This window comes from uncultured Victivallis sp. (genome assembly GCA_944389935.1).
GTDB lineage: Bacteria > Verrucomicrobiota > Lentisphaeria > Victivallales > Victivallaceae > Victivallis.
In genome coordinates this window covers 1-23,521 of sequence record CALXOE010000010.1, presented here as the reverse complement: position 1 = coordinate 23,521, position 23,521 = coordinate 1, and the positions used below count along the sequence as shown (strand labels likewise).

Annotated in this window: 15 protein-coding genes; 11 read left to right on the top strand and 4 right to left on the bottom strand. The window is 59.9% G+C overall.

Translation table 11 applies throughout. From position 1 onward, the window contains the following. Window positions 1-4 precede the first annotated feature (4 nt). The 7 genes from Q0J85_RS04870 (at window position 5) to Q0J85_RS04840 (ending at window position 10,924) form a co-directional block, all read left to right on the top strand. The gene (locus Q0J85_RS04870) at window positions 5-649 is read left to right on the top strand and encodes an urea amidolyase associated protein UAAP2 (protein WP_294478777.1); all 645 of its coding nucleotides are present in this window, start codon (window positions 5-7) and stop codon (window positions 647-649) included. Window positions 650-664: 15 nt separating this feature from the next. Continuing rightward, complete coding sequence (locus tag Q0J85_RS04865; protein WP_294478776.1) at window positions 665-1,315, top strand: DUF1989 domain-containing protein; 651 nt, start codon at window positions 665-667, stop codon at window positions 1,313-1,315. A gap of 9 nt (window positions 1,316-1,324) precedes the next feature. After that, a complete protein-coding gene (uca, locus tag Q0J85_RS04860) occupies window positions 1,325-4,927 on the top strand; it encodes an urea carboxylase (RefSeq protein ID WP_294478775.1) in 3,603 nt (1,200 codons plus the stop codon). A gap of 75 nt (window positions 4,928-5,002) precedes the next feature. Beyond that, window positions 5,003-6,757, top strand: a complete 1,755-nt coding sequence (atzF, locus tag Q0J85_RS04855; protein ID WP_294478770.1) for an allophanate hydrolase — start codon at window positions 5,003-5,005, stop codon at window positions 6,755-6,757. After that, window positions 6,738-7,571, top strand: coding sequence for an alpha/beta hydrolase (locus tag Q0J85_RS04850; RefSeq protein WP_294478767.1), 834 nt, complete (start codon window positions 6,738-6,740; stop codon window positions 7,569-7,571). The genes atzF and Q0J85_RS04850 overlap by 20 nt, the downstream gene beginning before the upstream one ends. Window positions 7,572-7,850: 279 nt before the next feature. Continuing rightward, window positions 7,851-9,281, top strand: coding sequence for a hypothetical protein (locus tag Q0J85_RS04845; protein WP_294478764.1), 1,431 nt, complete (start codon window positions 7,851-7,853; stop codon window positions 9,279-9,281). A gap of 17 nt (window positions 9,282-9,298) precedes the next feature. After that, the gene (locus tag Q0J85_RS04840) at window positions 9,299-10,924 is read left to right on the top strand and encodes a hypothetical protein (RefSeq protein ID WP_294478758.1); all 1,626 of its coding nucleotides are present in this window, start codon (window positions 9,299-9,301) and stop codon (window positions 10,922-10,924) included. Window positions 10,925-11,054: 130 nt separating this feature from the next. Here the strand turns inward: Q0J85_RS04840 and Q0J85_RS04835 are convergent, their stop codons facing one another. The 3 genes from Q0J85_RS04835 to Q0J85_RS04825 form a co-directional block, all read right to left on the bottom strand. After that, on the bottom strand, window positions 11,055-11,570 hold the full coding sequence (locus Q0J85_RS04835) for a thioredoxin family protein (RefSeq protein ID WP_294478752.1): 516 nt from the start codon (window positions 11,568-11,570) through the stop codon (window positions 11,055-11,057). 81 nt (window positions 11,571-11,651) lie between these two features. Next, entirely contained in the window at window positions 11,652-13,664 is a 2,013-nt protein-coding gene (locus Q0J85_RS04830) for a DUF6311 domain-containing protein (protein WP_294478749.1), read from the bottom strand. 6 nt (window positions 13,665-13,670) lie between these two features. Next, a complete protein-coding gene (locus tag Q0J85_RS04825) occupies window positions 13,671-14,624 on the bottom strand; it encodes a LacI family DNA-binding transcriptional regulator (RefSeq protein WP_294478746.1) in 954 nt (317 codons plus the stop codon). Window positions 14,625-14,809: 185 nt separating this feature from the next. On the opposite strand from Q0J85_RS04825, the gene Q0J85_RS04820 reads away from it, so the two are divergent. The 3 genes from Q0J85_RS04820 (at window position 14,810) to Q0J85_RS04810 (ending at window position 19,971) form a co-directional block, all read left to right on the top strand. Continuing rightward, window positions 14,810-17,281: a glycoside hydrolase family 2 protein gene (locus tag Q0J85_RS04820; protein ID WP_294478744.1), complete on the top strand. Its 2,472-nt coding sequence runs from the start codon at window positions 14,810-14,812 to the stop codon at window positions 17,279-17,281. 20 nt (window positions 17,282-17,301) lie between these two features. Beyond that, window positions 17,302-18,693: a serine hydrolase gene (locus Q0J85_RS04815; RefSeq protein ID WP_294478743.1), complete on the top strand. Its 1,392-nt coding sequence runs from the start codon at window positions 17,302-17,304 to the stop codon at window positions 18,691-18,693. A 90-nt stretch (window positions 18,694-18,783) separates the two neighbouring features. After that, window positions 18,784-19,971: a trypsin-like peptidase domain-containing protein gene (locus Q0J85_RS04810; protein ID WP_294478740.1), complete on the top strand. Its 1,188-nt coding sequence runs from the start codon at window positions 18,784-18,786 to the stop codon at window positions 19,969-19,971. A gap of 18 nt (window positions 19,972-19,989) precedes the next feature. Here the strand turns inward: Q0J85_RS04810 and Q0J85_RS04805 are convergent, their stop codons facing one another. Next, window positions 19,990-22,536, bottom strand: a complete 2,547-nt coding sequence (locus Q0J85_RS04805; protein ID WP_294478737.1) for a GH116 family glycosyl-hydrolase — start codon at window positions 22,534-22,536, stop codon at window positions 19,990-19,992. Window positions 22,537-22,631: 95 nt separating this feature from the next. Between Q0J85_RS04805 and Q0J85_RS04800 the strand changes: the two genes are divergently transcribed. Further along, a complete protein-coding gene (locus Q0J85_RS04800; RefSeq protein WP_294478734.1) occupies window positions 22,632-23,456 on the top strand; it encodes an AraC family transcriptional regulator in 825 nt (274 codons plus the stop codon). The last annotated feature ends 65 nt before the right edge of the window (window positions 23,457-23,521 follow it).

Below are 23,521 nucleotides of genomic sequence, written 5' to 3'. Positions count from 1 at the left end.
TGTCATGGTTACGGAATATCTTGAAAGCAATCGCAAAGAGGCCGATGCCGTTTATGTCGAAACCGTCAAGGCCGGTGACGGATGGATGCACACCGTGAAAAAGGGACAGGTCCTGCGGATCGTCGATGTGAACGGCAATCAGGCGGTCGACACCATCTTCTACAACGCCGATGACATTTATGAGCGTTACAGCGTGCAGCAGACGGTTCAAGCGCAGCGGAACGCCCTCGTCGGGCTCGGAACCGAGCTGCGCTCCAACGACGACAACGTCATGCTCAAGGTGGTGGCCGACACCTGTGGAGATCACGATACGCTCGGCAGCGCCTGTTCCTGCGAAAGCAATATGATCCGTTACGGGTTCCATACGCGCTACATGCATGCTTGCCGTGAGACGTTTCTGGCCAAACTGCTTGCGACGCCGGGGATGGACAAACGCGATCAGGTCAACAATCTGAATTTCTTCATGTACGTTCCGCTCGACGCGGAGGGCCGGCTCAATTTTGCCGACGGCATCTCCTCTCCGGGGAAATACATCGAACTGCAGGCGATGATGAACGTCATCGTTCTGGTGTCGAACTGCCCGCAGCTGAACAATCCCTGCAACGGCTACGATCCGACGCCGGTCAAAATGATCATCTGGGATAACTGAAATGGAGAGAAGAACATGAACGATAAGCTGTTGGACATCCCGCGCGACAGGGCTTCCGCCGTCTATTCGGAAACCGTCAAGGCCGGAACCGGCTGGATGCACACCGTGAAGAAAGGGCAGATCCTGCGGATCATCGATCTCTGCGGCAACCAGTCCGTCGACATGCTTCTCTACAATGCGCACAACCCGGCCGAGCGCTACAACGTCAACAATACGCTGGCGGCTCAGCGCAAGGCGCTGATCGAACTTGGAACAGAAATCCGCTCCAACGACGACAACGTCATGTTCCGGGTGGTGGCAGACACCTGCGGCGAACACGATACGCTCGGCAGCGGCTGCTCTGCGGAGGGGAACACGATCCGTTACACCGATCGGACCCGTTACATGCACAGCTGCCGCGATACTTTTGTCCGGAAGTTTCTGGAGACGCCGGGGATGAGCAAGCGCGACCAGACCTGCAATCTGAATTTTTTCACGAAAGTCCTGCTCGACGACAGCGGGCATCTGGAATTCGCTGACGGCATTTCCGGTGCCGGAAAGTACGTCGATCTGCTTGCGGAGATGGATGTTCTGGTTCTCGTCTCGAACTGTGCGCAGTTGAACAATCCCTGCAATGATTACAATCCGACTCCGGTCGAGATGATCATCTGGGATCAAGAGGAGTGACAAACGATCATGTTTACGAAAGTATTGATTGCAAACCGCGGCGAAATCGCCTGCCGCATCATCCGCACGCTCAGAAAGATGGGGGTGGGGTCCGTCGCCGTCTATTCGGACCCGGACGCGACCGCCGCCCACGTCCTGCAGGCGGATGAGGCGGTGCGGGTCGGCCCCGCATCGGCCGCGGAGAGCTATTTGAATGTGGAGGCGATTCTTGACGCCGCCCGCCGTACCGGAGCGCAGGCGATTCACCCCGGTTACGGTTTTCTGAGCGAAAACGCCTCTTTTGCGCGGCTCTGCGCCGGGAACGGGATCGAATTCATCGGCCCGACGCCGGAGCAGCTCGTCGACTTCGGGCTCAAGCACAAGGCGCGGGAACTTGCGGAACGCTGGAGTGTTCCGCTTGTCCCCGGGAGCGGACTTCTGGATGAGGTTCAGGCGGCGAAACGGGCCGCTGCCGAAATCGGTTATCCCGTGATGCTCAAGAGCACCGCCGGCGGCGGCGGAATCGGGATGTGCATCTGCCGGAACGATGAGGAGCTTGCGGAGGGGTTTGAACGGATCGGACGCCTGAGCCGCAACAACTTCAAGGATTCGGGGCTGTTTCTGGAGAAGTACATCGAGCGCGCCCGCCACGTCGAGGTGCAGATTTTCGGCGACGGAAAGGGCGGCGTTGCGATTCTCGGCGAACGCGACTGTTCCGTCCAGCGGCGCAACCAGAAAGTGATCGAGGAGACCCCCGCGCCGAATCTGCCGGACGCGACCCGGCGCGCGCTTCATGAGGCGGCCCGCCGGCTCGCGGAGGGGGTCGCTTATCGGTCTGCCGGAACCGTCGAATTCATATACGACAGCGAGGCGGATCGTTTCTATTTTCTGGAAGTCAATACGCGGCTGCAGGTCGAGCACGGCGTCACGGAGTCCGTGTTCGGAATCGATCTGGTCGAGTGGATGGTGAGGCTCGCCGCCGGAGAGAGTCCGTTCCGGCCGGGGGAGAGTTTCCGTCCCGAGGGGGCGGCCATGGAGTTCCGGATTTACGCGGAGGATCCCGGCCGGAACTTCCAGCCGTCGAGCGGACTGGTCACGCGCGCGGCGTTTCCAGCGGGCGTCCGGTGCGACACCTGGATTTCGACCGGAACTGAAGTCAGCGCGTTCTACGACCCGCTGCTCGCGAAGATCATCGTGAAAGGCGGAGACCGCGCCGAGGTGATCCGCAAGGCGGAAGAAGCGCTCAAGGCGACCGAGATCGCCGGATTTGAAACCAATCTTCTGCTGCTGCGCGACGTCCTCGGCATGGCGCCGTTCCGCGAGGGGCGGGCCGGAACCTGGCTGCTGAAAGAATATGCCTATTCTGCGCCGACGTTTGAAATTCTCTCCCCGGGAACGCAGACCACGGTGCAGGATTATCCCGGCCGTCTCGGTTACTGGGCGGTCGGCGTTCCGCCGTCGGGGCCGATGGATGCGTACAGTTTCCGGCTGGCCAACCGGATCGTCGGAAACGCGCCGGAGGCTCCGGGGCTGGAGATGACGCTTTCGGGCGCCTCGCTCCGCTTCAATACGGATGCGCTCTTTGCTCTGACCGGCGGAGAGTTTCCGGCGACACTGAACGGAACGGAGATCTCCCGGAACACGCCGATCGCCGCGAAGAAGGGCGATGTGCTCAAAGTCGGCACAACCCGTTGCGGGCAGCGCTGTTATTTCGCCGTCGCCGGCGGAATCGACGTGCCGGAGTACCTCGGCAGCCGTTCGACGTTTACGCTCGGCCGTTTCGGCGGACACGGGGGGAGGGCGCTCGCCGCGGGCGACGTGCTCCATATCGGCAACTGGAAGGTTTTCGAACCGCTGTCTCCGGCGGCAGGTGCCGTTCCGTCCATCGGGAACAGCTGGAAGATCGCCGTTCTTTACGGGCCGCACGGCGCGCCCGACTACTTCACGGATCAGGACATCGAGGAGTTCTTCCGTGCGGAATGGGAGGTCCATTACAACTCCTCGCGTACCGGCGTCCGGCTGGTCGGTCCCCGGCCGAAGTGGGCGCGTCCGGACGGCGGAGAGGCCGGACTGCATCCGTCCAATCTGCATGACAACGCCTACGCCGTCGGAACGATCGACTTCACGGGCGACATGCCGGTGATTCTCGGCAAGGACGGGCCGAGCCTCGGCGGGTTCGTCTGTCCTGCGACGATCATCACGGCGGATCTCTGGAAAGTCGGGCAGCTCCGCAGCGGAGACAAGGTGAAGTTCATTCCCGTCACTCCGGCGCAGGCTGCTGAACGTCGCGAGGCGCTCGAGGCGATTCTGGAGCACCCGGAAAAGGCGGATCACCCGGTTGCGGAACCTGTCGGCACGGTTTCCGGGTCGCCGGTTCTGGCGGAGTTTCATCGTGAGGACGCGATGTCCCGCATCGTCTGCCGTCAGGATGGAGACGCGAATTTCCTGCTGGAGTTCGGACCGCCGGTCATCGATTTGCGACTCCGCTTTACGGCGCATGCGTGGATGCTCAAACTTGAGGAGATGCACCTGCCGGCGATTCTCGACATCACGCCGGGAATCCGTTCGATTCAGATTCATTTCGATCCGGCGAAGATGACGCAGGAGGAGCTCCTGAAGTTGATCGCCGCTCTGGCCGAAAAACTCAAAACGGAGACGATCCGCTCGGTTCCGACCCGCACGGTCTATCTGCCGCTGAGCTGGGACGACCCGGCGACACGTCTCGCGATTCAGAAGTACGTCAGCACGGTTCGTCCGGACGCCCCCTGGTGCTGCCCGAACAACATCGAATTCATCCGGCGGATCAACGGGCTCGATTCCGTCGAGGAGGTCGCAAAGATCGTGTTCGACGCGAATTACATCGTAATGGGTCTCGGAGACGTCTATCTCGGCGCGCCGGTGGCGACGCCGCTGGATCCGCTCCGCCGTCTGGTCACAACCAAGTACAACCCCGCCCGGACCTGGACGCCCGAAAACGCCGTCGGCATCGGCGGCGCGTACATGTGCGTTTACGGAATGGAGGGGCCTGGCGGCTACCAGTTCGTCGGACGGACGGTTCAGATGTGGAACCGCTTCAACGTCACGCCGGAGTTTGTGGAGGGCAAACCTTATCTGCTCCGATTCTTCGATCAGGTCCGGTTCTTCCCGGTCGAGGCGGATGAACTGCTGAAAATCCGGCGCGACTTCATCGCGGGGAAATACCATATCCGCATGGAAGAGAGCGTGTTCGATATTCAGGAATATGAGAAGTTCCTCGAGGAGAACGCCGCTTCCATCGAAGCCTTCGAGACGAAGCGGAAACGGGCCTTTGAAGAGGAGAAAGAGCGCTGGATCGCCAATGGCCAGCTCACTTTCGAGAGCCATACGGTCGAAAGCGCCGCGCCCGCGGAGGAGGCCGAGTTGAAACCCGGTGAGAGCGGGGTTTACTCGCCGGTTGCGGGCAGTCTCTGGAAACTGAACGTCAGCGAGCCCGGCAGACGAGTTCGCGCCGGAGAGATTCTGGCGGTGCTCGAGAGCATGAAAACCGAAATTCCGGTAGCCGCGGAGTCCGACTGCGAAATCGTCCGGATCTTCTGTGCCGCCGGGAACGAGGTCAAGAGCGGACAGTGTCTGTTCGCTGTAAAGACGAATTGAACCTCGTCCGTCCCGCGTTTCCACGCCGGTCCGGTTCGGGACGCGGGACGGGCAGAGGGAAAGGAGAGAGACTCGATGAGAAGTTGCGAATTGTCGATCGCCGCCCTCAGGCGGGCGTATCGAAACGGGTCGAAGACCCCGCGTCGCGTCCTTACGGAACTGCTCGACGCATGTGCCGCCGCTCCGGACGGGATCTGGATTTCTCTGATCGACCGGGAGCAGCTGGAGGTTCGGCTCGCCGGACTTGAAGCATCTTCGCCGGAGGAACTTCCGCTTTACGGGATTCCGTTTGCCGTGAAAGACAACATCGATGTGGCCGGGCTGCCGACGACGGCGGGGTGTCCGGACTACAGCTACAGGCCGGAGCGTTCCGCGCGGGTGGTGGAACTCCTGATCGAAGCCGGAGCCGTTCCGCTCGGCAAGACGAATATGGATCAGTTCGCCACCGGTCTGGTCGGCGTGCGTTCTCCTTACGGGGCGGCACCGAACCGTCTGGCGCCGGGATATGTTTCCGGCGGATCGAGCAGCGGATCGGCCGCGGCGCTGGCGTACGATCTGTGCAGTTTTTCTCTGGGAACCGATACGGCGGGCTCCGGCCGGGTTCCGGCGGCGTTCAATGAACTTGTCGGAGTCAAGCCGAGCCGGGGAGTCCTGAGCTGCCGCGGCGTAGTGCCGGCCTGCCGCTCGCTCGACTGCGTTTCGATCTTCGCCCGGAATCTCGAGGATGCCGGAATCCTGCTGGAAACAACCGCCCGCTTCGACCCGGAGGATGCCTACAGCCGGGTTCTGCCGGAACGTGATCCGCTGCCGCGTCACTGGAAATTCGGTGTCCCGCGTGAGGAGGATCTCGCGTTCTTCGGCCGGGAGGAGTACCGGGAGGCGTTCCGGCGGGCGGTGCGGAGAATGCAGGATGCGGGCGGCGAAAAAGTGGAGATCGATTTCACCCCGTTTCTGACGGCGGCACGGCTGCTTTACGAGGGGCCGTGGGTGTTTGAGCGCTACGCGGCGGTCGGGGAGTTCATTGAAACACATCCGGATTCGGTGCTGCCGGTGATCCGGTCGATCATCACGCCGGAGCGGACGCCGCATCCATCGGAGGTTTTCCGGGCGATGTACCGGCTTCAGGAGTGCAGGGCGGCGGCGGATGCGCAGTTTGCGGCGGTGGATCTGATTCTCACGCCGACCGCCGGAACCATCTACCGGATCGACGAGGTCGAAGCCGATCCGATCCGGCTCAACAGCAATCTCGGATACTACACCAATTATATGAACCTGCTGGACTGTTCGGCGCTGGCTGTTCCGGCGGATCGCGCCGGAGATCTTCCTTTCGGAATCACGCTGGTGGGGAAAGCGTTCGACGATTACAGGCTTCTGGAAGCGGCGCGCCGTTTCCGGAGTGCGGAGAGGTTTCCGATCGCGGTCTGCGGTGCGCATCTCGCCGGGATGCCGCTGCATCCGGAGCTCGAGGCGCTCGGCGCGCGCTTTCTCGGCTGCGCGAAAACCGCTCCATGCTATCGGATGTACGAATTGGAGGAGGGGGGCGCCCGCCCGGCCCTGCTGCGAACCGGCAGGGGGGGCGTATCCTGCTATGTGGAGCTCTATGAGCTTGAAGCGGACTCTTTCGCCGAATTTGTCGCCGGTATCCGCCCTCCGCTCGGGCTCGGCACCCTGGAGCTGGCGGACGGACGGCGGGTGCCGGGATTCATCGGAGAGGCGGTCATCGCGGAGTATGCGCCGGACATCTCCGAGGTCGCCGACTGGCGCGTCCGGGTGAAAGAACGGAAACGGAAATCGCATCGAGAGGCATCCCATGACAGCGCTCTATCGTGATTTCCTGACCCGTGAAGAACTCGACGCGGCTTACGACAATACGCGCGCGGTCGCCGACAGCGCGCGGATTCTCGTGGGATTCGAGGCGCGCAGCCGTCTGCTGGCGGAGCGATATCCCGGGGAGCTGAACTTGCGCTTCGGGCCGCGGGAGCGGCAGCGCATCGATTTTTTCCGTGCCGGTTCTCCCGGCGCGCCGCTTCTGGTGTTCATCCACGGCGGCTACTGGCAGATGCGGCGCAAGGAGACGTTCCGGTTTCTGGCGGCGGGGGCGCTGCATCATGGAATTTCGGTGGCGCTGTCGGGGTATACGCTGGCGCCGGAACAGAATCTGGCCGGAATCGTCACGGAGATTCGCGATGCGCTGCGCTGGCTGCGGGAACACGCCGATTCTCTCGGATTCGACCGTTCCCGGATCGTCGTCGCAGGCTGGTCGGCGGGCGGGCATCTCGCGGCCATGGCGGCCGACGAACCGGGCGTAACCGGTGTCCTCGCGATCAGCGGCATCTTCGATCTGGAGCCGATCCGCCTCTGCTGCCTGAACGATAAACTTCTTCTGAAACCCGAAGAGGTCGCCGGCCTGAGTCCGCTTCGACTTCCTCTGTCGGAAAAACCGCTGTTCGCGGTCTGCGGTTCGGACGAGCTGCCGGAACTGCAGCGCCAGAGCTGGGATTTCGCCCGGCATCGGGCGGCGGCGAAACTTCCCGGCGGCGCGTTCACGCTGGCCGGGCGCAACCACTTCACGATTCTTGAGGAGCTTGAGACTCCCGGCGGAATGATCACGATTCTGCTGCGGATGCTGCTCCCCGAGCTCTGACCGTATCTCTCTCCTCCCGCAATGTACGGGATAAGCCATTGAAGCTGTCCGGCTTGCGGGAGGACAATTTTGTTAAACGGAGATTTTTCTTACACAATTTTGTCGCACGAAACGTCCTGAATTCGAGCGGAATCCGAAGCCGGGCCGCCGTTTTCCGGGGGAAAATGCAGAAAACCATCCGTTTTTTACAAGTTGGCATTCTTCCTGCTCAACCATTGATATCCGCGGCGTCCGACATCGGGCGCCATTGGGTCAACCCGTAAACCAGGAGGTAGCCGAATGAAATGCATCAACCCATGGAAGCTCGCGGCCCTGTTGTGCACGCTGCCCGCGCTGCTCTGCGCGGAAGAGGGCAATCAGCGGACCATCGTATTCAACGAGGATCGCAATCAGCACTACATGACCACCAAAGTCTATGAACTCAAAAATGTCCGGGCTCACGACCTGATGCCGTTTGTGCGCGGAGCGGTCAAACGATTCGACAGCCAGTCACGAGTGCAGAGCGTCGATTATTCCAGCGGCGGCAAACAGTTTCTCGTCGTCTCCACCGGGAGTACGTTTCTCCCCTGGGTCGACGAGATGATCGCCACGCTCGACTATCCATCCCCGAAAGTCGACGAATCCGGGGCGCGCATCGAGGGTGACGGCATCAGCCGCTGGGTCTATGCACCGGTTCATCGCGGCAGCGAAACGATGTACAAGGCGCTCGAACAGGTGTTCACCTCCGCGGGAGGGGAGGGTGCGTCTTTCTACGATGGCCCGAGCAATCTGTTCTATTTCAAGAGTTCCAAATCCCAGGGGGAGGCGTATCTCTCTTTGCTGAAAACGCTCGACCGTCCGGTCCCGCAGCTTGAGGTGAAGTTCGATGTTTACGTCGTCAGCGATAATGATTTCCGTGAACTCGGAATCGATTATCTCTCCTGGAAGAACGGACCCGGGGCGCAGCTGCTTTCGACCGGATTCAACTTCGCGGATCTGCATGCGGATTTCGATTCGCTCGGACCGGAGGCGTTTGAAAGCATTCTCGGTTTCCTGCCGAATTCCGTGAACGGCATCGGCGGCATTCTGGTTGCTCCGAACATCGATGCAACCTTTCTGCGGATGCTCGCACAGAAAGGAAAGGCGTGGACCGCGTCGTCCGGATCGCTTACGCTGATCAACAGCTTCGATCCGGCGGCGAACGACACCGGGGAAGGGGTGTTCCGGCTGACGTTTGCCCCGGAATTCCAGAACATCGTGAAAGATGAGAATCAGACCATCGCGATCGGTGCGCTGGCGGAGTCGAGTTTTGAATTCGAGTTCTACGCTCCGTCCATCAACTTCACCGCCGATCCGTCCGAGGGGAAACTCACTCTCATGAGCAACTGGAGTCTGACGATCAACTCCCTGGCGGAAGTCGACAATGTCGGAAACGCCTCGATCGAAAGCAACCGCTTTTCCGGGAGTCTGACGCTCGACACCGGCGTGGAGAAACTCGTCGGCGCATTCGACAAGCATGTGATGGTCGAACAGTATATCGGCATGCCGTTTCTCGGAAGCATTCCGGTGCTGAAGTATCTGTTCGGTTCGGAAAGCAAGGTCGACAGCAAACTGAGAGTCTTTGTAACCATGACCGCCAAACCGGTTGAGACGGAGAATCTTCCCACTCCCGCCGCCGGCGAGATGATCGATACATTGACCGCAATGAACAAAGAAAATAAGGCTGAATGAGGAAAGGAGTGATTCAAATGGTTTTCAATCCGAAACTTACATCGGGTGTTCTCGCCGCGTTTCTCGTTTCGGGGAAACTCTGTGCGGGAACCGTGGATATCCCGACTCCGCCGGCGCTGCCGACCCAGGTTCAGCCGCAGCTGAACGTGTCGATCGACAAGTCGACCGACGAAATCACGTTCATCAATACGAACAACGACCCGTATGTCTATACGAAAGTGTACAAACTCAAGCACGCCGATCCCTACGAGATCCGGCCGTACCTGATGTCGGCCATCCGGTCCCGGCGGATCGACACGAACGAGACGAAAGTCGAAGCGATCAAATATGTCGACGGCACCGGAATGGTGATCGTCTCGGCGGAGCAGTACCGCTTTGAAAAACTCGATAACGGAATGACCATCGACCAGGTCGTGGAGATGCTGGATCGACCCGATCTCTCCGCGCAGGCCGGACGCCGCTTCTTCGTCTACTACGCGAAATATTTCGATGCGACGACGCTGGCGAAACTGATTGAACAGGTCGGAATCATGCACGCCGACGACGCCGTCGAACTCGACGGAGTGGACACTGTTCGACCGGACAACGGCATGAACGCACTGCTGTTCTTCTGTACGCCGATTTCTCAGAAGAACATCGAAGCTCTGCTCGCGCAGTACGATACGCCGCTTTCGGAAGCGCTGTTCACCTACACGATCTATGAGATCGACAGCGAGAACGACGGCAATCTCGGAGTCGATTTCCAGGCGTGGAAGAACGGGCCCGGCGCTGATCTCTTCGCCGCGGGAGCGACCTATCTGAACGGATGGGATCCGCTGATCGGAACGATCGGCAACGCGACGGAAATGGTCAAGGACGCCCATGTGAACTACATCAACTTCAATCCGAAGTGGAATGCGAAGTATCTGGACTTTCTCGTCAGCAAGAGCAAGGCGAAAGTGTTGACCAGCGGGACGCTGAATGTCTGGAACAAGGCGGTGGGCACGATCGAGAGCGTGACCCGTTTCCCCGTCATCGGTGATGGAGAGACGCAGATTGCGGAAACCGTGAACGATACGTCCGAGATCACCATTTCGATTCCGGGACAGAGCGAGCCTTTGACGCTGACTGCGAACAAACCCGGTGAAACCACCGTCACGACCGTGAAAGAGAGCCGGCTGCGCACAACCAATAACGCGGAGTTCGGTTTCCGGATGGAACTTCTGCCGGAGGTCTACGGCGAGTCGACGATCGTCCGGGTTGCGATGGAGAACACGAATCTGCTCGGATTCCACAGCGACGGGACTCCGCGCACCAGCCGGACCGAGCTGGCGACAACGCTGCAGGTCAACAACAAGGGCAGTGTCTTCTACATCGGAGGATTGGAGAAGTCCGACCTGGTCCGCAGCGTGAGCAAGGTTCCGTTTCTCGGGGATATCCCCGGGCTCGGGTGGCTCTTTTCGGGGGAGAGCGAGACGGTTAAAAAGAGCCGGATCGTGGCGGTCCTGACCGTCAAGCCCGGAACTCCCACAACCCGGGTCTCCGGCGAGATCGAAAAACTCTCCGCCGAGACGAAGCGGAAAATCGATGAATTCGGTCTCAAATCCATCGATGAAAATGAGTACGGCTTCGATCAGATCGGTCTCGATCCGGATCGGCGTTAAGAGAAAAAAACGAACTTCCCGACGGGGATTCCCCGCCGGGAAGTTTTTTGTCAATCCATTCCCTCACGTTCCCCCTGCCGCAGACACTGGATTCGTACGCGCAGGGCAGACGCAGCCGCAACGATGGATCTTATTTGAGAAGAGACTTCAGATGCGTCACATACGCGGCCGCGCCGCCGGGCTGATAACTGGTCGTGGCGATCTCCCGTCCGCGCGAATTGAGCAGAATCACGGTCGGGAATCCCCGCACCTGGTATTTGCCGGCAAGCTCTTCATTCTGCTTTTTGATCTCTTCGCTCTGCTCTTTCCGTCTGGGGAAATCCAGTTTGACCAGAATGACGTTCTCAGCGGCCCATTTGGTGAATTCCGGCCGGTCGAGAACTTCCGCATGGAGTTTCTTGCACCAGCCGCACCAGTCGGAGCCGGTGAAGTAGAGCAGCATCGGTTTTTTCTCCCGCTTCGCGAGGGCGGCGGCTTCCTCGAAATTCTCATGCCAGAGCGCTCCGGCGGATTTCGTCACTTCCGATGTTTTCGGCGAGGGGGACCCGGCGTTCAGTTTCACCGCGGTGAAAAAGCTCGCTGCAGCAAGCAGCACTCCGAATCCCAGCACCGTTCCGCGCAGCAGATTGTGTTTTTCTCTCATCATTTCTCCTCTCTGTTGTTTTTTCGGGAACTCTGTTTTTCAGTATAGAAGCCCGTGGAGGAAAATCAAGCCGCTGATCGAGAATTATTCCTGTTTTTTGATTTCCCCGCGCGTTTTCCGGTCGGGGAGCGGGCGCAATTCGATCTGAAAGAGCGACACCGGGTGATCCGCGGCCTGCAGCCGGAGCTCCGCTTCCGGATGAGAAACCGAAAGCGTGAATTCCCCCTCGGCCGCGCCGGAATCGGCAGACTTGAGCGGAATCTCCATATCGTCGATCTCAGCCCGGAGGCTGCCCGGATTTATGCCGCGGACGATGAAACGGTAATGACCGGCCCGGAGTGGAATGCCGGTCGTACCGGTCTTCTCTCCGGGAGACAGGTCGAAACGGACACGCGGCTGTTCCGGCTCGAGCCGCACGGCCGGAACGAAGATGCTTTCCGCATCCGGCGCGGGAGGCAGTGGAGTGAAGCCGGGAACCGGTACTGTGCTGCCGGCGATCATCCCGTCGCCGAATTCATAACAGAAAAGCCCGCTGCGACCGACCAGATGGCGCGCCCGGAAGAGATAGAGCACGTGATCCGGCAGTCTGCGGTTTTCGTCGAGCATCCTGCGGATCTCCCGCCGGGTCGTCTGCGTCCGCGGTTCGGGTCGCGAGAAGTAGAAGTCGCTGAGCGGGATTCCGTTTTTCAGGAGGAAATATCCGGGTTCGAGCGCATCGTATTCCGAGCCCTGAACAAACGCGAAGAGACGGATTTTATCCGGCAGAGCTTTCATGAATTGCGCCCGGGCCGGATCGGGAATCGGATCAACCGCGGGATCCCGGAAGCGTTCAAAACTCTCCCGGACCATCGGATAAAGATCAAATCCCTGCAGCATCAGAACGACCAGCAGCACCGCAACCCGCCGCCGGGGAGGCGTTTCGCGCAGGACGATCCCGATTGCGAAGAGCATGAGCGCGTACATCGGCACCCACATGAACCGCCCCGACGCGCGGAAAATGTTGCAGAGATGGATGACGAATTCCGGCACCGGAAGCGTAAAGAGCACTTCGTCGTTCCAGGTGACTTTGATCGAGAGCGCGTAGAGAAAAAATATCGCGCAAACCGCCAGAAACGGCGGGAGGAATCCCCGGGGCGCAAGTCGCCGGAAAGCGGAATGTCTCCGGGTGATCCTCAAAAACAGCGCAAACAGAACCGTCACAAGCATCCCCGCCCCGAGAAACGCCTGCCCCTCGTACTGCCCCTGGAGAACCGGCTGCTGTTTGAGGAGAGTATTCGACTGCATCGGGTTGTAAAACGTGTTCAGATTCGCACTGAACGATCCGAATTTTCCCGCGCCCTCGCTGACTCCGTGGAAGCCGCCGATGACAAAGAAGAACACGGCGAGGACGAGAGCGTAGACCGCAATACCCGCCAGAGCCTGCCGCACCTTGCGGTCGTGCACGGCGATTTGCGCCATCTGCCCGACGAACAGCCCGCAGACCATCGCCGCGAGAAACGGATGGATCGCAATCGTGACGCAGCCGAGCAGAATCCACTGGAAGAGTATCCTGTACAGCGAACTGCCCGGCCTGGAATAGAGCCAGATCGCCATCCCCGCGAGGATCGTCCACTGCGCCGCGAGCGACGTATGGTAGAACATGCGGAAGAAAAGCGCGGGAACAAAGAGAAAAAACAGCGCTCCGAGCAGACACGGCAGCAGCCGGTTGGTGAATCTGCGCACCAGAAGTGCCGCAAATCCGCCCTGCAGCAGAAAACAGCACAGCCCGAAAAAACCGAAATACTGGAACTGCTCCGGCAGAAAAATTCGGAACAGTTTGAACGGCAGGGCGAAAAGCGGAATCGAATCCGTGAAGACGATCGAGGCGTCATAGGGAAACGAAAGCATATCTGTCAGGCACAGCGGAAATTTCCACGGCGAGATCCGGAACGCGGTCCAGCCGAGGAAATGCTGCGTCGGGTCGCCCCGGTTGAGCAGCCATCCGATCCGCTGCGGATCGAGCACTCTCCATCCGAATCCGAGGAGGAATGCCGCCGCCCCGAGAACCGCCCCGCAGAAAAACACCGTCGGAACGGAGTTCCATTTGATCTTCTTCATCTCCCGTCACCCTCCGCATCGTGCCGTGCTGGCGCGGGGAGTGAGCCGGTAGTCGACGAGGGTGTCTCCGACCGGGTCGCCCGCGAGCAGCGACCGGAACATTTCGCAGCCGGCGCGGATGAGTTCCGGAAAATTCTGTTCGATTCCCGAGAGCGTCGGTTTCAGGTATCCGGCCGGATTCGGTTGCGTCCAGGAGAGCACGGAGACCTCCTCCGGCACCCGGACGGAAAGCAGTTCCAGCGCATGCAGCGTCTCGAGTTCAAATCCCTCGTTGACCGTGACGATCGCCGTGACTCCGCGGGCGAGCAGCGACTTGAGCGCTTCGAGCGTCGAGGCGGCCTCGCCGGAGCTCGAGGCGTAGAGTTCCGGTTCGAGTCCCCGTTCCGCGAGCATCCGGCGGAACGCCTGTTCCCGGTTCGTACTGTTCCAGTTGGTCGGGTCGTGAAAGCTCGTGACCGCTCCGAATCTGCCGATGCGGCGATGCCCGAGCCGGGTCAGGTGTTCGACCGCGAGCCGGACTCCCTGTTCATCGTTCGAGGCGGCCGTATAGATTCCGTCGAGATGACGCGGGCGGGTATTGATGCAGACCAGCGGTATCGCATGCCGGTCTCCCCAGTAGCGTTCCAATCCGTTCTGCGCCATGATCGAGATCGCTCCGCAGAACGGGTGTTCCTCAAGCACCCCGAGATTCTCCGAACTGATCACCTCGATGGTGAAGCCCTGGCGCGAAAGTTCCGCCGCCAGCAGCCGCAGCACGCCGCCGAAGTAGCCGTCGAACTGAAAATGCGGCACGATGAGTGCGACGCTGCGGCATTCGATCCGGTAACCGCAGCGTCGCGCCTGAGCCAGCACCGCCCGTTTGGTCTCGGCTGTGATTTTCGACGAGCCGTTCAGTGCGCGCGATACCGTCGCGATCGAATAGCCGGTCGCTTCGGCAATCTGTTTCAACGTCGAACGCATGATTCCCCCTCCGCAGAAAACATAATCCCGACACGGCTGAAATGCAAGTGAATTTACATTTTTTGCATAAATTTACATTTTGTTTCCTTTAATCCGGTCCGGAACGTCTTGAATAATCATTTTTTCTCAATATATTGTACGCGAATACCGGAAACCATGCAGAAACCTGCGGAAGGAAAGAGAATATGGATTCGACGATGATCGATTTGAGTGGAGAGTGGCGGCTCGGAACTCCGGAATGGGGGGAAAAGACGATCCCGGCAACGCTCCCCGGAGACAACTATACGGCACTGCTTTCGGCGGGGATGATTCCCGATCCGCATTTCGGCCGGAATGAGAATTTCGTGCAGGAGTTCCGCCGGTTCGAGTGGATTTTTTCGCGTGATTTCGAGTTGCCGGCCGGTCTGCTCGAATGCCGGTATGTCTATCTGAACTGCGAGATGGTCGACACGTTCGCGACGATCCGGATCAACGGGCGGCGGGTCGTCACCATGGAGAATATGTTTTCCTGCGCGCGCCCCGAGGTGAAATCTCTGCTGCATCCCGGAGTCAACACGATTGAAATCCGGTTTAAATCCGCGGAACTTGAGGCGAAGAAAGCCGCCGCGACAATGCCGTTCCCGATTCCGATGAACGGCTGCTGCAAGGTCCCGAATCTGAATCTGGTCCGCAAGGCGCACTGCCATGGCGGCTGGGACTGGGGGCTTACGCTGCTGGTGAGCGGGGTCTATGTTCCGCTGACGCTGACCGGAGTCGACGGAGGGCGCATCGACGCGGTCTGGACCGAGCAGAAACATGAACAAAACTTTGTCGGCGTGACTGCCGTGGCGGAGATTTTCGCGGAAAAACCGTGCCGGATGCCGGTCGCTTTCCGGTTCAACGGCGAGGAGCGCGGCGTGACTGCCGCACTCAAGGCGGGGCGGAATCTCGTGCGCATGAAGTTCGATGTCGCTTCTCCCCGGCTCTGGTGGCCGAACGGACTCGGCGAGCAGGCGCTCTATGCGTTGACCGTATCGACCTCCCGGCAGTCGGTCACGAAAGAGATCGGGCTGCGGACGATCGAGGTGGTGAATGAACCCGATGAATTCGGGGTCTCGATGCGCTTCCGGGTCAACGGGTTCGACGTGTTCTGCAAGGGGGCGGACTGGATTCCGTGCGATGCTTTCCCGTCGCGCCAGACCGATGCGGCCTATGAGGATCTGTTGGAATCGGCCCGGCTCGCGGGGATGAATATGCTGCGCGTCTGGGGCGGCGGTCAGTATGAAAAGGAGATCTTCTACACGCTCTGCGACCGCAAGGGGCTGATGGTCTGGCAGGATATGATGTTCTCGTGCAGCCTTTATCCGTCGACAGACGAATTCATTGCGAATGTGATGGATGAACTCGATTTCCAGATCCGCAGGCTCAAACACCACGCTTCGCTCGCGATCTGGTGCGGCGACAACGAGGTCATCGGCGCCACGCGCTGGTACGACCAGGACAAGTGCCAGACCTATCTCGTGAATTACGACCGGCTGAACCGCGAACTCAAGCGCAAAGTCGCGGAACTCGATCCGGACCGGATGTTCTGGCCGAGTTCGCCGTGCGGCGGCCCGAACAACTTCAACGACGGCTGGCATGACGACTCCTGCGGCGACATGCACTACTGGGAGGTATGGCACGGCAGCCGGGATTTCAGCGCGTATTACACGGTGCGTCCCCGGTTCTGTTCGGAATTCGGTTATCAGTCGTTCCCGTCGCTCGAGACGGTCGAGAAGTTCTGTCCGCCTGATCAGCGCAATGTTTTCTCCCCGGTGATGGATCACCACCAGAAGTGCGTGCGCGGCAACGCGCCGATCATCGGCATGTTCGGTCGTTACTTCCGCATGCCGGAGAGTTTCGGGGATTTTCTTTACCTCTCGCAGGTGCAGCAGGCGCTGGCGATCAAGACCGGCGTGGAGTTCTGGCGCACGCTGAAACCGCGCTGCATGGGGACGCTCTACTGGCAGTTGAACGACAACTGGCCGGTGGCTTCGTGGTCGAGCATCGAGTACGGCGGCAAGTGGAAGCAGCTCCATTATCATGCGAAACGGTTTTACGCGCCGGTCATCGGCGTTGCCTACCGCGATCCGGCGGACGGGATGATCCGGCTCTACGTCGTGAGTGACCTGAGGCAGAAATGCCGGGTGACGGTTGCCGCTGCGGTTTTTGATTTCGACGGGAATCTGCTCAAGCGGTTTGGATTTTCGGCATCGCTCAAGCCGGGCGAGAGCAAATGCATCAAGACGTTCCGTCCCGCCGATTTCGCGGCGATCGATCCGGAGGAGAGTTTCATGGAGCTCGTCACGACGACCGAATGCGCGGGGGAAACGGTTCCGGTTCACGAGAACAGTTTCTTCTTCGAGGTGTTCAAGCGCTGTGCGTTCCGCCATGCTTCGGTGAAAATCGGGGTGTCGGCCGTCGGGGATGGAACGTTTGAAGTTGCGCTGTCGACCGACAAACCCGCATTTTTCGTCACGCTCGACACGCCGGGAATCCCCGGGATTTTCAGCGACAACTCGCTCTCGCTCCTGCCCGGAGAGGCGAAGACGCTCATTTTCCGTCCGAAAGGGCAGACCGATGTTGCCGCGATCCGGCAGGCTCTCACGGTCAATTTCCTGCGGAAGACCTACAACTGAGAAGAGACGGGGGAACGAAAATGCAGATTCTGCCGCGTTCGATGCCCGAAGCCGAGGGGATCTCCTCGACGGCGCTCCGGAAATTTGCGGAGGCGCTTCGCGGACTTGACTCCGTGCACAGCGTCATGGTCATGCGCCACGGCCGGGTGGTTGCCGAGGGGTGGAAAAAGCCCTACGGGCCGGAGACGCCGCACATGCTGTTTTCGCTCAGCAAAAGTTTCACCTCCTGCGCGGTGGGGTTCGCCTGCGCGGAGGGGAAACTCTCTCTCGATGCCCGGCTGGTCGATCTGTTTCGCGACAAGCTGCCGGAGTGCTATGATCCGAAGTTTGAGACGATGCGGATCCGCCATCTGCTGTCGATGACCTCCGGTCACGATCACTGCACGATGGCCGATATGCAGCACGCGCCGGATTGGGAGCGGGCATTTTTCCGCACGACGCCCGTATACGAGCCGGGGACGCACTTCTGCTACAACTCCGGTGCGAGTTACATGCTTTCCGCCGCGGTTGTGCGTGCGACAAAAGAGTCACTGTGCGACTATCTGCGTCCGAGATTGTTCGAGCCGCTCGGCATCGCTCCGCGGCTGTGGGAGCTTTCGCCGCAGGGGATTGAAACCGGCGGCTGGGGATTCAACCTCACGACGGAGGAGATCGCCTCGTTCGCCCAGTGTCTGCTCGACGGCGGGCGGCGCGACGGGCGTCAGGTCATTCCGGCGGAGTATCTTGCTCAGGCCACGAGCATTCAGTCGGACAATTCGATGAACGATCAGCCCGACTGGAAAGTCGGTTACGGGTTTCAGTTCTGGCGCTGCCGCCACAATGCGTTCCGCGGCGACGGCGCATTCGGGCAGTACGCGATCGCGATGCCGGAGCAGGGGATTGCGATCGCGATCACTTCCGGACTGCGCAACATGCAGCAGATTCTCGATCTGGTGTGGGATTTCGTTCTTCCGGCGGCTCAGAACTCGGCACTGCCTCCGGCGGCGGAGGAGGAATCCGCGCTGCGGCAGGAACTTGCGGCGTGGGCGATGCCGGTGTTCACTTCCGCGGGAGCGGAACTTCCGAGACGGATTTATCACCTGGAAGCGAACGATTTGCAGTTCAAGGAACTCTCATTCGCTTCCCTGGGGGATCACGTGGAACTTTCCCTCGACGGCGAAACGCTGCGTGCCGGATTCGGCTTTCAGGCGGACAATCTTCTCACGTGGCGTGAGGCGCAGCCGCGCCGGGTCGCGGCCAGTGTGCGCCGGATTTCCGATCGGGAGTTTGAACTGCTGGCGTGTTGTTACGAGACGCCGTTCCAGTGGCATATCCAGCTGGAGTTCGGAGACGATGCCGTGACGCTTGTGCGCAGGGCGAATGTCTGTTTCCGGACAGCCGACTGGCCGGTTCTCCGCGGACGACGGAGCTAGGCAGTTACGGAAAAACGCATCTTTTTGGCCTCCTCAGGGTTGATTTTTCATTCCGGACATTGTATGGTGAAATTTCAACTGGAGGTGAATATGAGAGATAAGCTGTTGTTGTTCGCCGTGTTTTTCGCGGCTTGTGCCGGAGTGCTTGTGACGCTCGGCATAGCAGGGGGATTCCCTGAGAGTGCGACTGCGGAGCCGCCCCCGCCGGCGCCGACACCCGAGGCGGAACTGCGGGCTCGCGGGGAGGCGCATGCGGCGGCCTCGAATCTGCAGGATGCGTTTGCCGCCACGGTCGAGAAGTCGATGCCCGCGGTGGTCCTGATCACCGCCCAGAAACGGGTCGGAGTTGTTTCTCCGGTGGACTATTACCGCAGCCGGATCGAATACCGTGATGTCCCGACCGGTCAGGGATCGGGATTTTTCATTCGCGAGGACGGATATATTCTGACCAATTTTCACGTGGTTCGCGACCAGGATTCGTTTTACGTGACGACGAATGACGGCGCGGAGTTTCAGGCGAAAGTGGTGGGGGTGGATCCGCCGTCGGATCTCGCGCTGCTCAAGATTGCCGGCAGCGGCAGAAAGTTCGAGACGCTGAAGTTCGCGGAGATCGACCGGGTGAAAATCGGGCACTGGGCGATCGCGATCGGCGCGCCGTTCAGCCTGAGCCGTTCGGTGACGGTCGGTGTGGTTTCCGGGATGAAACGTCGCGGCGTGGGGGTGAATCTGCATGAGAGTTACATCCAGACCGATGCGTCGATCAATCCGGGCAACTCGGGCGGACCGCTGTTGAATCTGGCCGGCGAAGTGATCGGGGTGAATGACTTTATTTTTTCGCCGTCGGGCGGGAGTGTCGGCATCAGTTTTGCGATCAGCGCGGATCTCGCGCAGCATGTGGCCGAAGAGATGATTGAGCACGGACAGGTGCGCCGTCCGTGGCTCGGCGTAGTGCTTGAACCGCTTTCGCGTAAACTTCGCAAACAACTTGACGTTGAACACGGTGTCGGAGTTTCACAGATTTTCCGTGACTCTCCTGCGGCGGGGATTCTGCGCCGCGGCGATGTGATCCTCGAGCTCGGAGGCGAACCGGTCGACGGGCCCGGAGACGTTCAGAGCCGGGTTTATTCGGCTGAGCCGGAGTCGGAAATCACTGTGAAATTTCTGCGTTCCGGCAAGTCGCATGAGGAGAAGATCCAACTGCAGACCGCTCCCCGCAACTGGTTTCGCCGAAACGCCGGCGCCCGTGATGATTTTCAGGCGGCCGGCGAATGGATGTAGTCGAAATTCGGCGCGGGATCACGCTTCCCGGGAGAGACGGAGCGTGTGTCCCGGTGTGACAGTCACTTCCGTTTCAAAGCGGATCGCCTCGTTTTCCTGCGTCCACGCGACGGGCTGATTCCCGATCAGCACCGTCGATATGTGTTCGACGTGGTCGAGTTCGAGGCGTTTGAGTTGGAGTGATCCGGAGAGAATCTCGATTTCGTCGCAGCTGCCGCGGCGGCGATAGACGCCCCAGCCGGTTCCGGTGCTCCAGAAGCAGCGAAACTCGTTTCCCTCGCCGGGGAGGGGGGAGAACCGGATCTTTCCGGCCGCGAGATCGCACCGGAAGCCGCTGAATGCCGCGAGCAGTGCGAAACTGGCCATCGACCGTGCGTAGTTGCTGCCGCACTCGATCTCGTTCCATGGATTGCGCCGGAGGCCATCATACCGGTCGCGTACGGCGCGCACCATTTCGAGGCCCTGTTCCTGGAATCCGCGCAGAATCAGGTGACAGGCCGCCTGATACTCGAATCCGTGCATGGTTTCGGTCGCATACGGGACCGGAATCGCGGGCATGTCTCCATGCGGCCAGCTGCAGATGACGGTTCCCGCCTCGTCGTTGAGCCCGAAGACGCGCCAGAAATTCGCATAGTTCCGCAGTGTCGGCTGAAAGTTCCAGCGATGGATTGCGAGCAGTGCCGAAGCGACACGGGCGGGCTCGAAGATGTCGCCGAGTCCGATGAGATCCGCATGCCATTGAGCGAGGACCTGATCGATGAGACAGCCGTTCCCGATCTGATATTTGATTTCATGCGATTCGTCGTTCCAGTAGTAGGCGTCCGCTCCCTCGAAGGGGGTGAGCAGCGACCGGTCTGCGAGATCGATTTTCTGGATGAAGTATTCCCCGTTGAAGAGCTCTGCGTCGACCCGTTTTCTGCCGCGCTCAAAGATGGAGCGGTAGAGTTCGGCGTCCGCGGTTTCGCCGAGTGCGTCTGCCATCTCCGCCCCGGCTTTCAACGCGGCAAGATAAAAACCGGTGAGCCAGGAATTTGCGCCGAACAGTTCGACATCGAGCGTATGGTGCTGGCGTCCGGTGATGACGCCGGACTGTTCCGGATCCCAGCGATCCGGGTTGGCGGGGCTCCAGGCATATTCGAGCGAACGTTTGACGGCGGGATACCACCGCCTCAGCCATGCGGTGTCTCCGCAGATTTTCCATTCGCGGCAGGTTTTGATGACGCCGCCCATCTGCCCGTCGACACACGGCCGGAAAGCGGATGGTTTGCGGCCGAGCGGGAGTTGCAGCCGGAATCCGAGCCCGCCGTCCTCACGGAAGTTGTACGTGAAATCGAGTTCGCGCATGGAGCGTTCGAGATCCGGGAAAAGATAAGGAAGTGCATAGGCGTAATTCCAGACGTGCGTGCACGATCCCTCGCAGCTTCCCTCAAGGCTCTGGCACCCCTCGAACGCATAGAATTCACCGTTTTCGAGCCGCAGACAGGTTGGAGATTTCAGGGTCGAGAGGTTGGCGGAGACCGCATCGATCACCTCCGGCGGCAGCGTCGAGTCGAACAGCGCCGAGCGGAATCGGAACGTCTCGTCGCGCAGACGAGGAAAGTTTTCAAGCAGATAAGCTGCAACATCTTCCGCTCCGGGGAACTGCGTGGCATACCAGTTGCGCCACGTGACGCCGGCGTACTCGCCGGGATTCCAGTCGTTGGCCCGGTTGGGGAAAAACCAGGCAAGGGCGAAAACCACGGTGCGGCTTTCCCCCGGCGCAACTTCAAAGCGCGGGGCGACAGTGCCGGTTTCGCGTTCTCCCGGGGAATCGAATGAGCGGTTTTTGAATGAGCCGGGCCGACAGAAGTCGTTCCAGAACATGTTGAGGTCATCGCGCCAGGTGCCGCGGTACCAGCTGGCCTGCCCGGAGATGGAGTCTCCGCCCGCCGCCGCCAGGGAGAGTTCGCCGTAACGGACCGATTCCGGCGGTTCTTCGGATTTCATGGTCAACTGGTCCTGATTCCACCGGGATCGGAATTTGCCGGGTGTGGCGCTCAGCGATCCGGCCAGCGTGTAAGTGATGGTTTTCCGGGAGTTGTTGCGAACGGTGAACTCGAAAAGCGCTCCGGGCAGCGACGAGTCGAACGAGTTCAGCGGGATGAACGGGTTGAATGCGCGCAACGTGATTTCGCCGGGAAACCTCGGATCTTTGAACTGCATTGCAACCACCGGGAATTCGCCGGAGAATTCCGTCTCGGAGAAGTGCGGCAATCCCGGAAGCAGATCGGCTTTTGCGCCGTAACCGAAGCCGCAGTATCCGGCATGGGCGGCGGCTTCGGCGGGACAGGTGTGCCCCATGTAAGGCGGAGTCATGTCGCCATTCAGGATGCGGGCGTCGAGAACGCTGCCGTCGGCCTCGGCTTTGACGGCGAAGTGGCTGTACCGGTTGGAACTCTCCTTGTTCGGATGATTTTCGATCTCCCAGTCGACGAGGTGCCCCGATCCGTCGAGCCCGATGCAGCCAGTGCCGATTCCTCCGAGCGGGAATGAGATGGCGGAACGATGATTTTTGTCGTAATACATGTGATCCTCCCGGTTGATTTTTGTGGTACTGCTGATAATTTATGGTGGATTCGTTGATTTTGGAATGGACAATTTCGGGGAAAACATATCTTTTTATGGGATTGGCGCGACACGATGAACTGACCGGGCTGTTTCGGGACGTGAGTTGGAACTTCACGGAATTCGGGGAGGCCGATTTCGTCTGGCACGGCCGCAACACCTACCGCTGCAACCGTCTTTTTCTCATTCGAGCAGGGGAGGGGGGGCTTGTGAACCACACGGGCGGAGAGTTTCTGCGCCTGCGGAGCGGATACGGATATTTCATGCCTCCGGAGCTGGATCTGGAATTTGATTTTCCGGAGGGCTTTCGATTTTTCAGTTTTCATTTTCAACTGGAAGCGCTGCCGGGGGTGGACCTGTTTGCGGGGAATGAACGCTGCAGGGAATTTGTCCTGGATTCCGGAACGATGGAGACGGCTGCCCGTTTATCTGCGGCAGCTCCGGGTTGGGAGACATTTTTCCGGCTGGAACAGTTCATCTGTGGTCTGCTTGGCGTACTTGCTTCGGAAGTGACGCTGGACTGGACGTGGAGAAATCGGTTGAAAGAGCGTTACGGCGCGCTCCTGGAGTTTGTGCGCGGGAAAGCGACCGCACGCAGCAGTGCCGCGGATCTGGCGACGGCGGCAGGACGTTCCTACGATCGTTTGAGTCGTGAGTTCAAACGTGATTTCGGGCGTACCTTGAAAGAGTTTCTGGCTTCGGAACTCTGCCGTCGGGCGGAACATCTGCTGTTGCGCAACCGATTGTCGGTGAAAGAGACGGCTGCTGAATTGGGATTCTGCAATGAGTTTTATTTTTCGCGCTTTTTCCGGCGCCATACCGGAATGTCCCCGCGTGACTGCCGGGCGATGCACCCCGGTTTTTCAGGAGAAAAGTTGTAAAAAAGTTTGGTTTTGAGCTTGAAAAGTTCCTGGATGGGGGTTATGTTAAGAATCTGTTGCGTCCT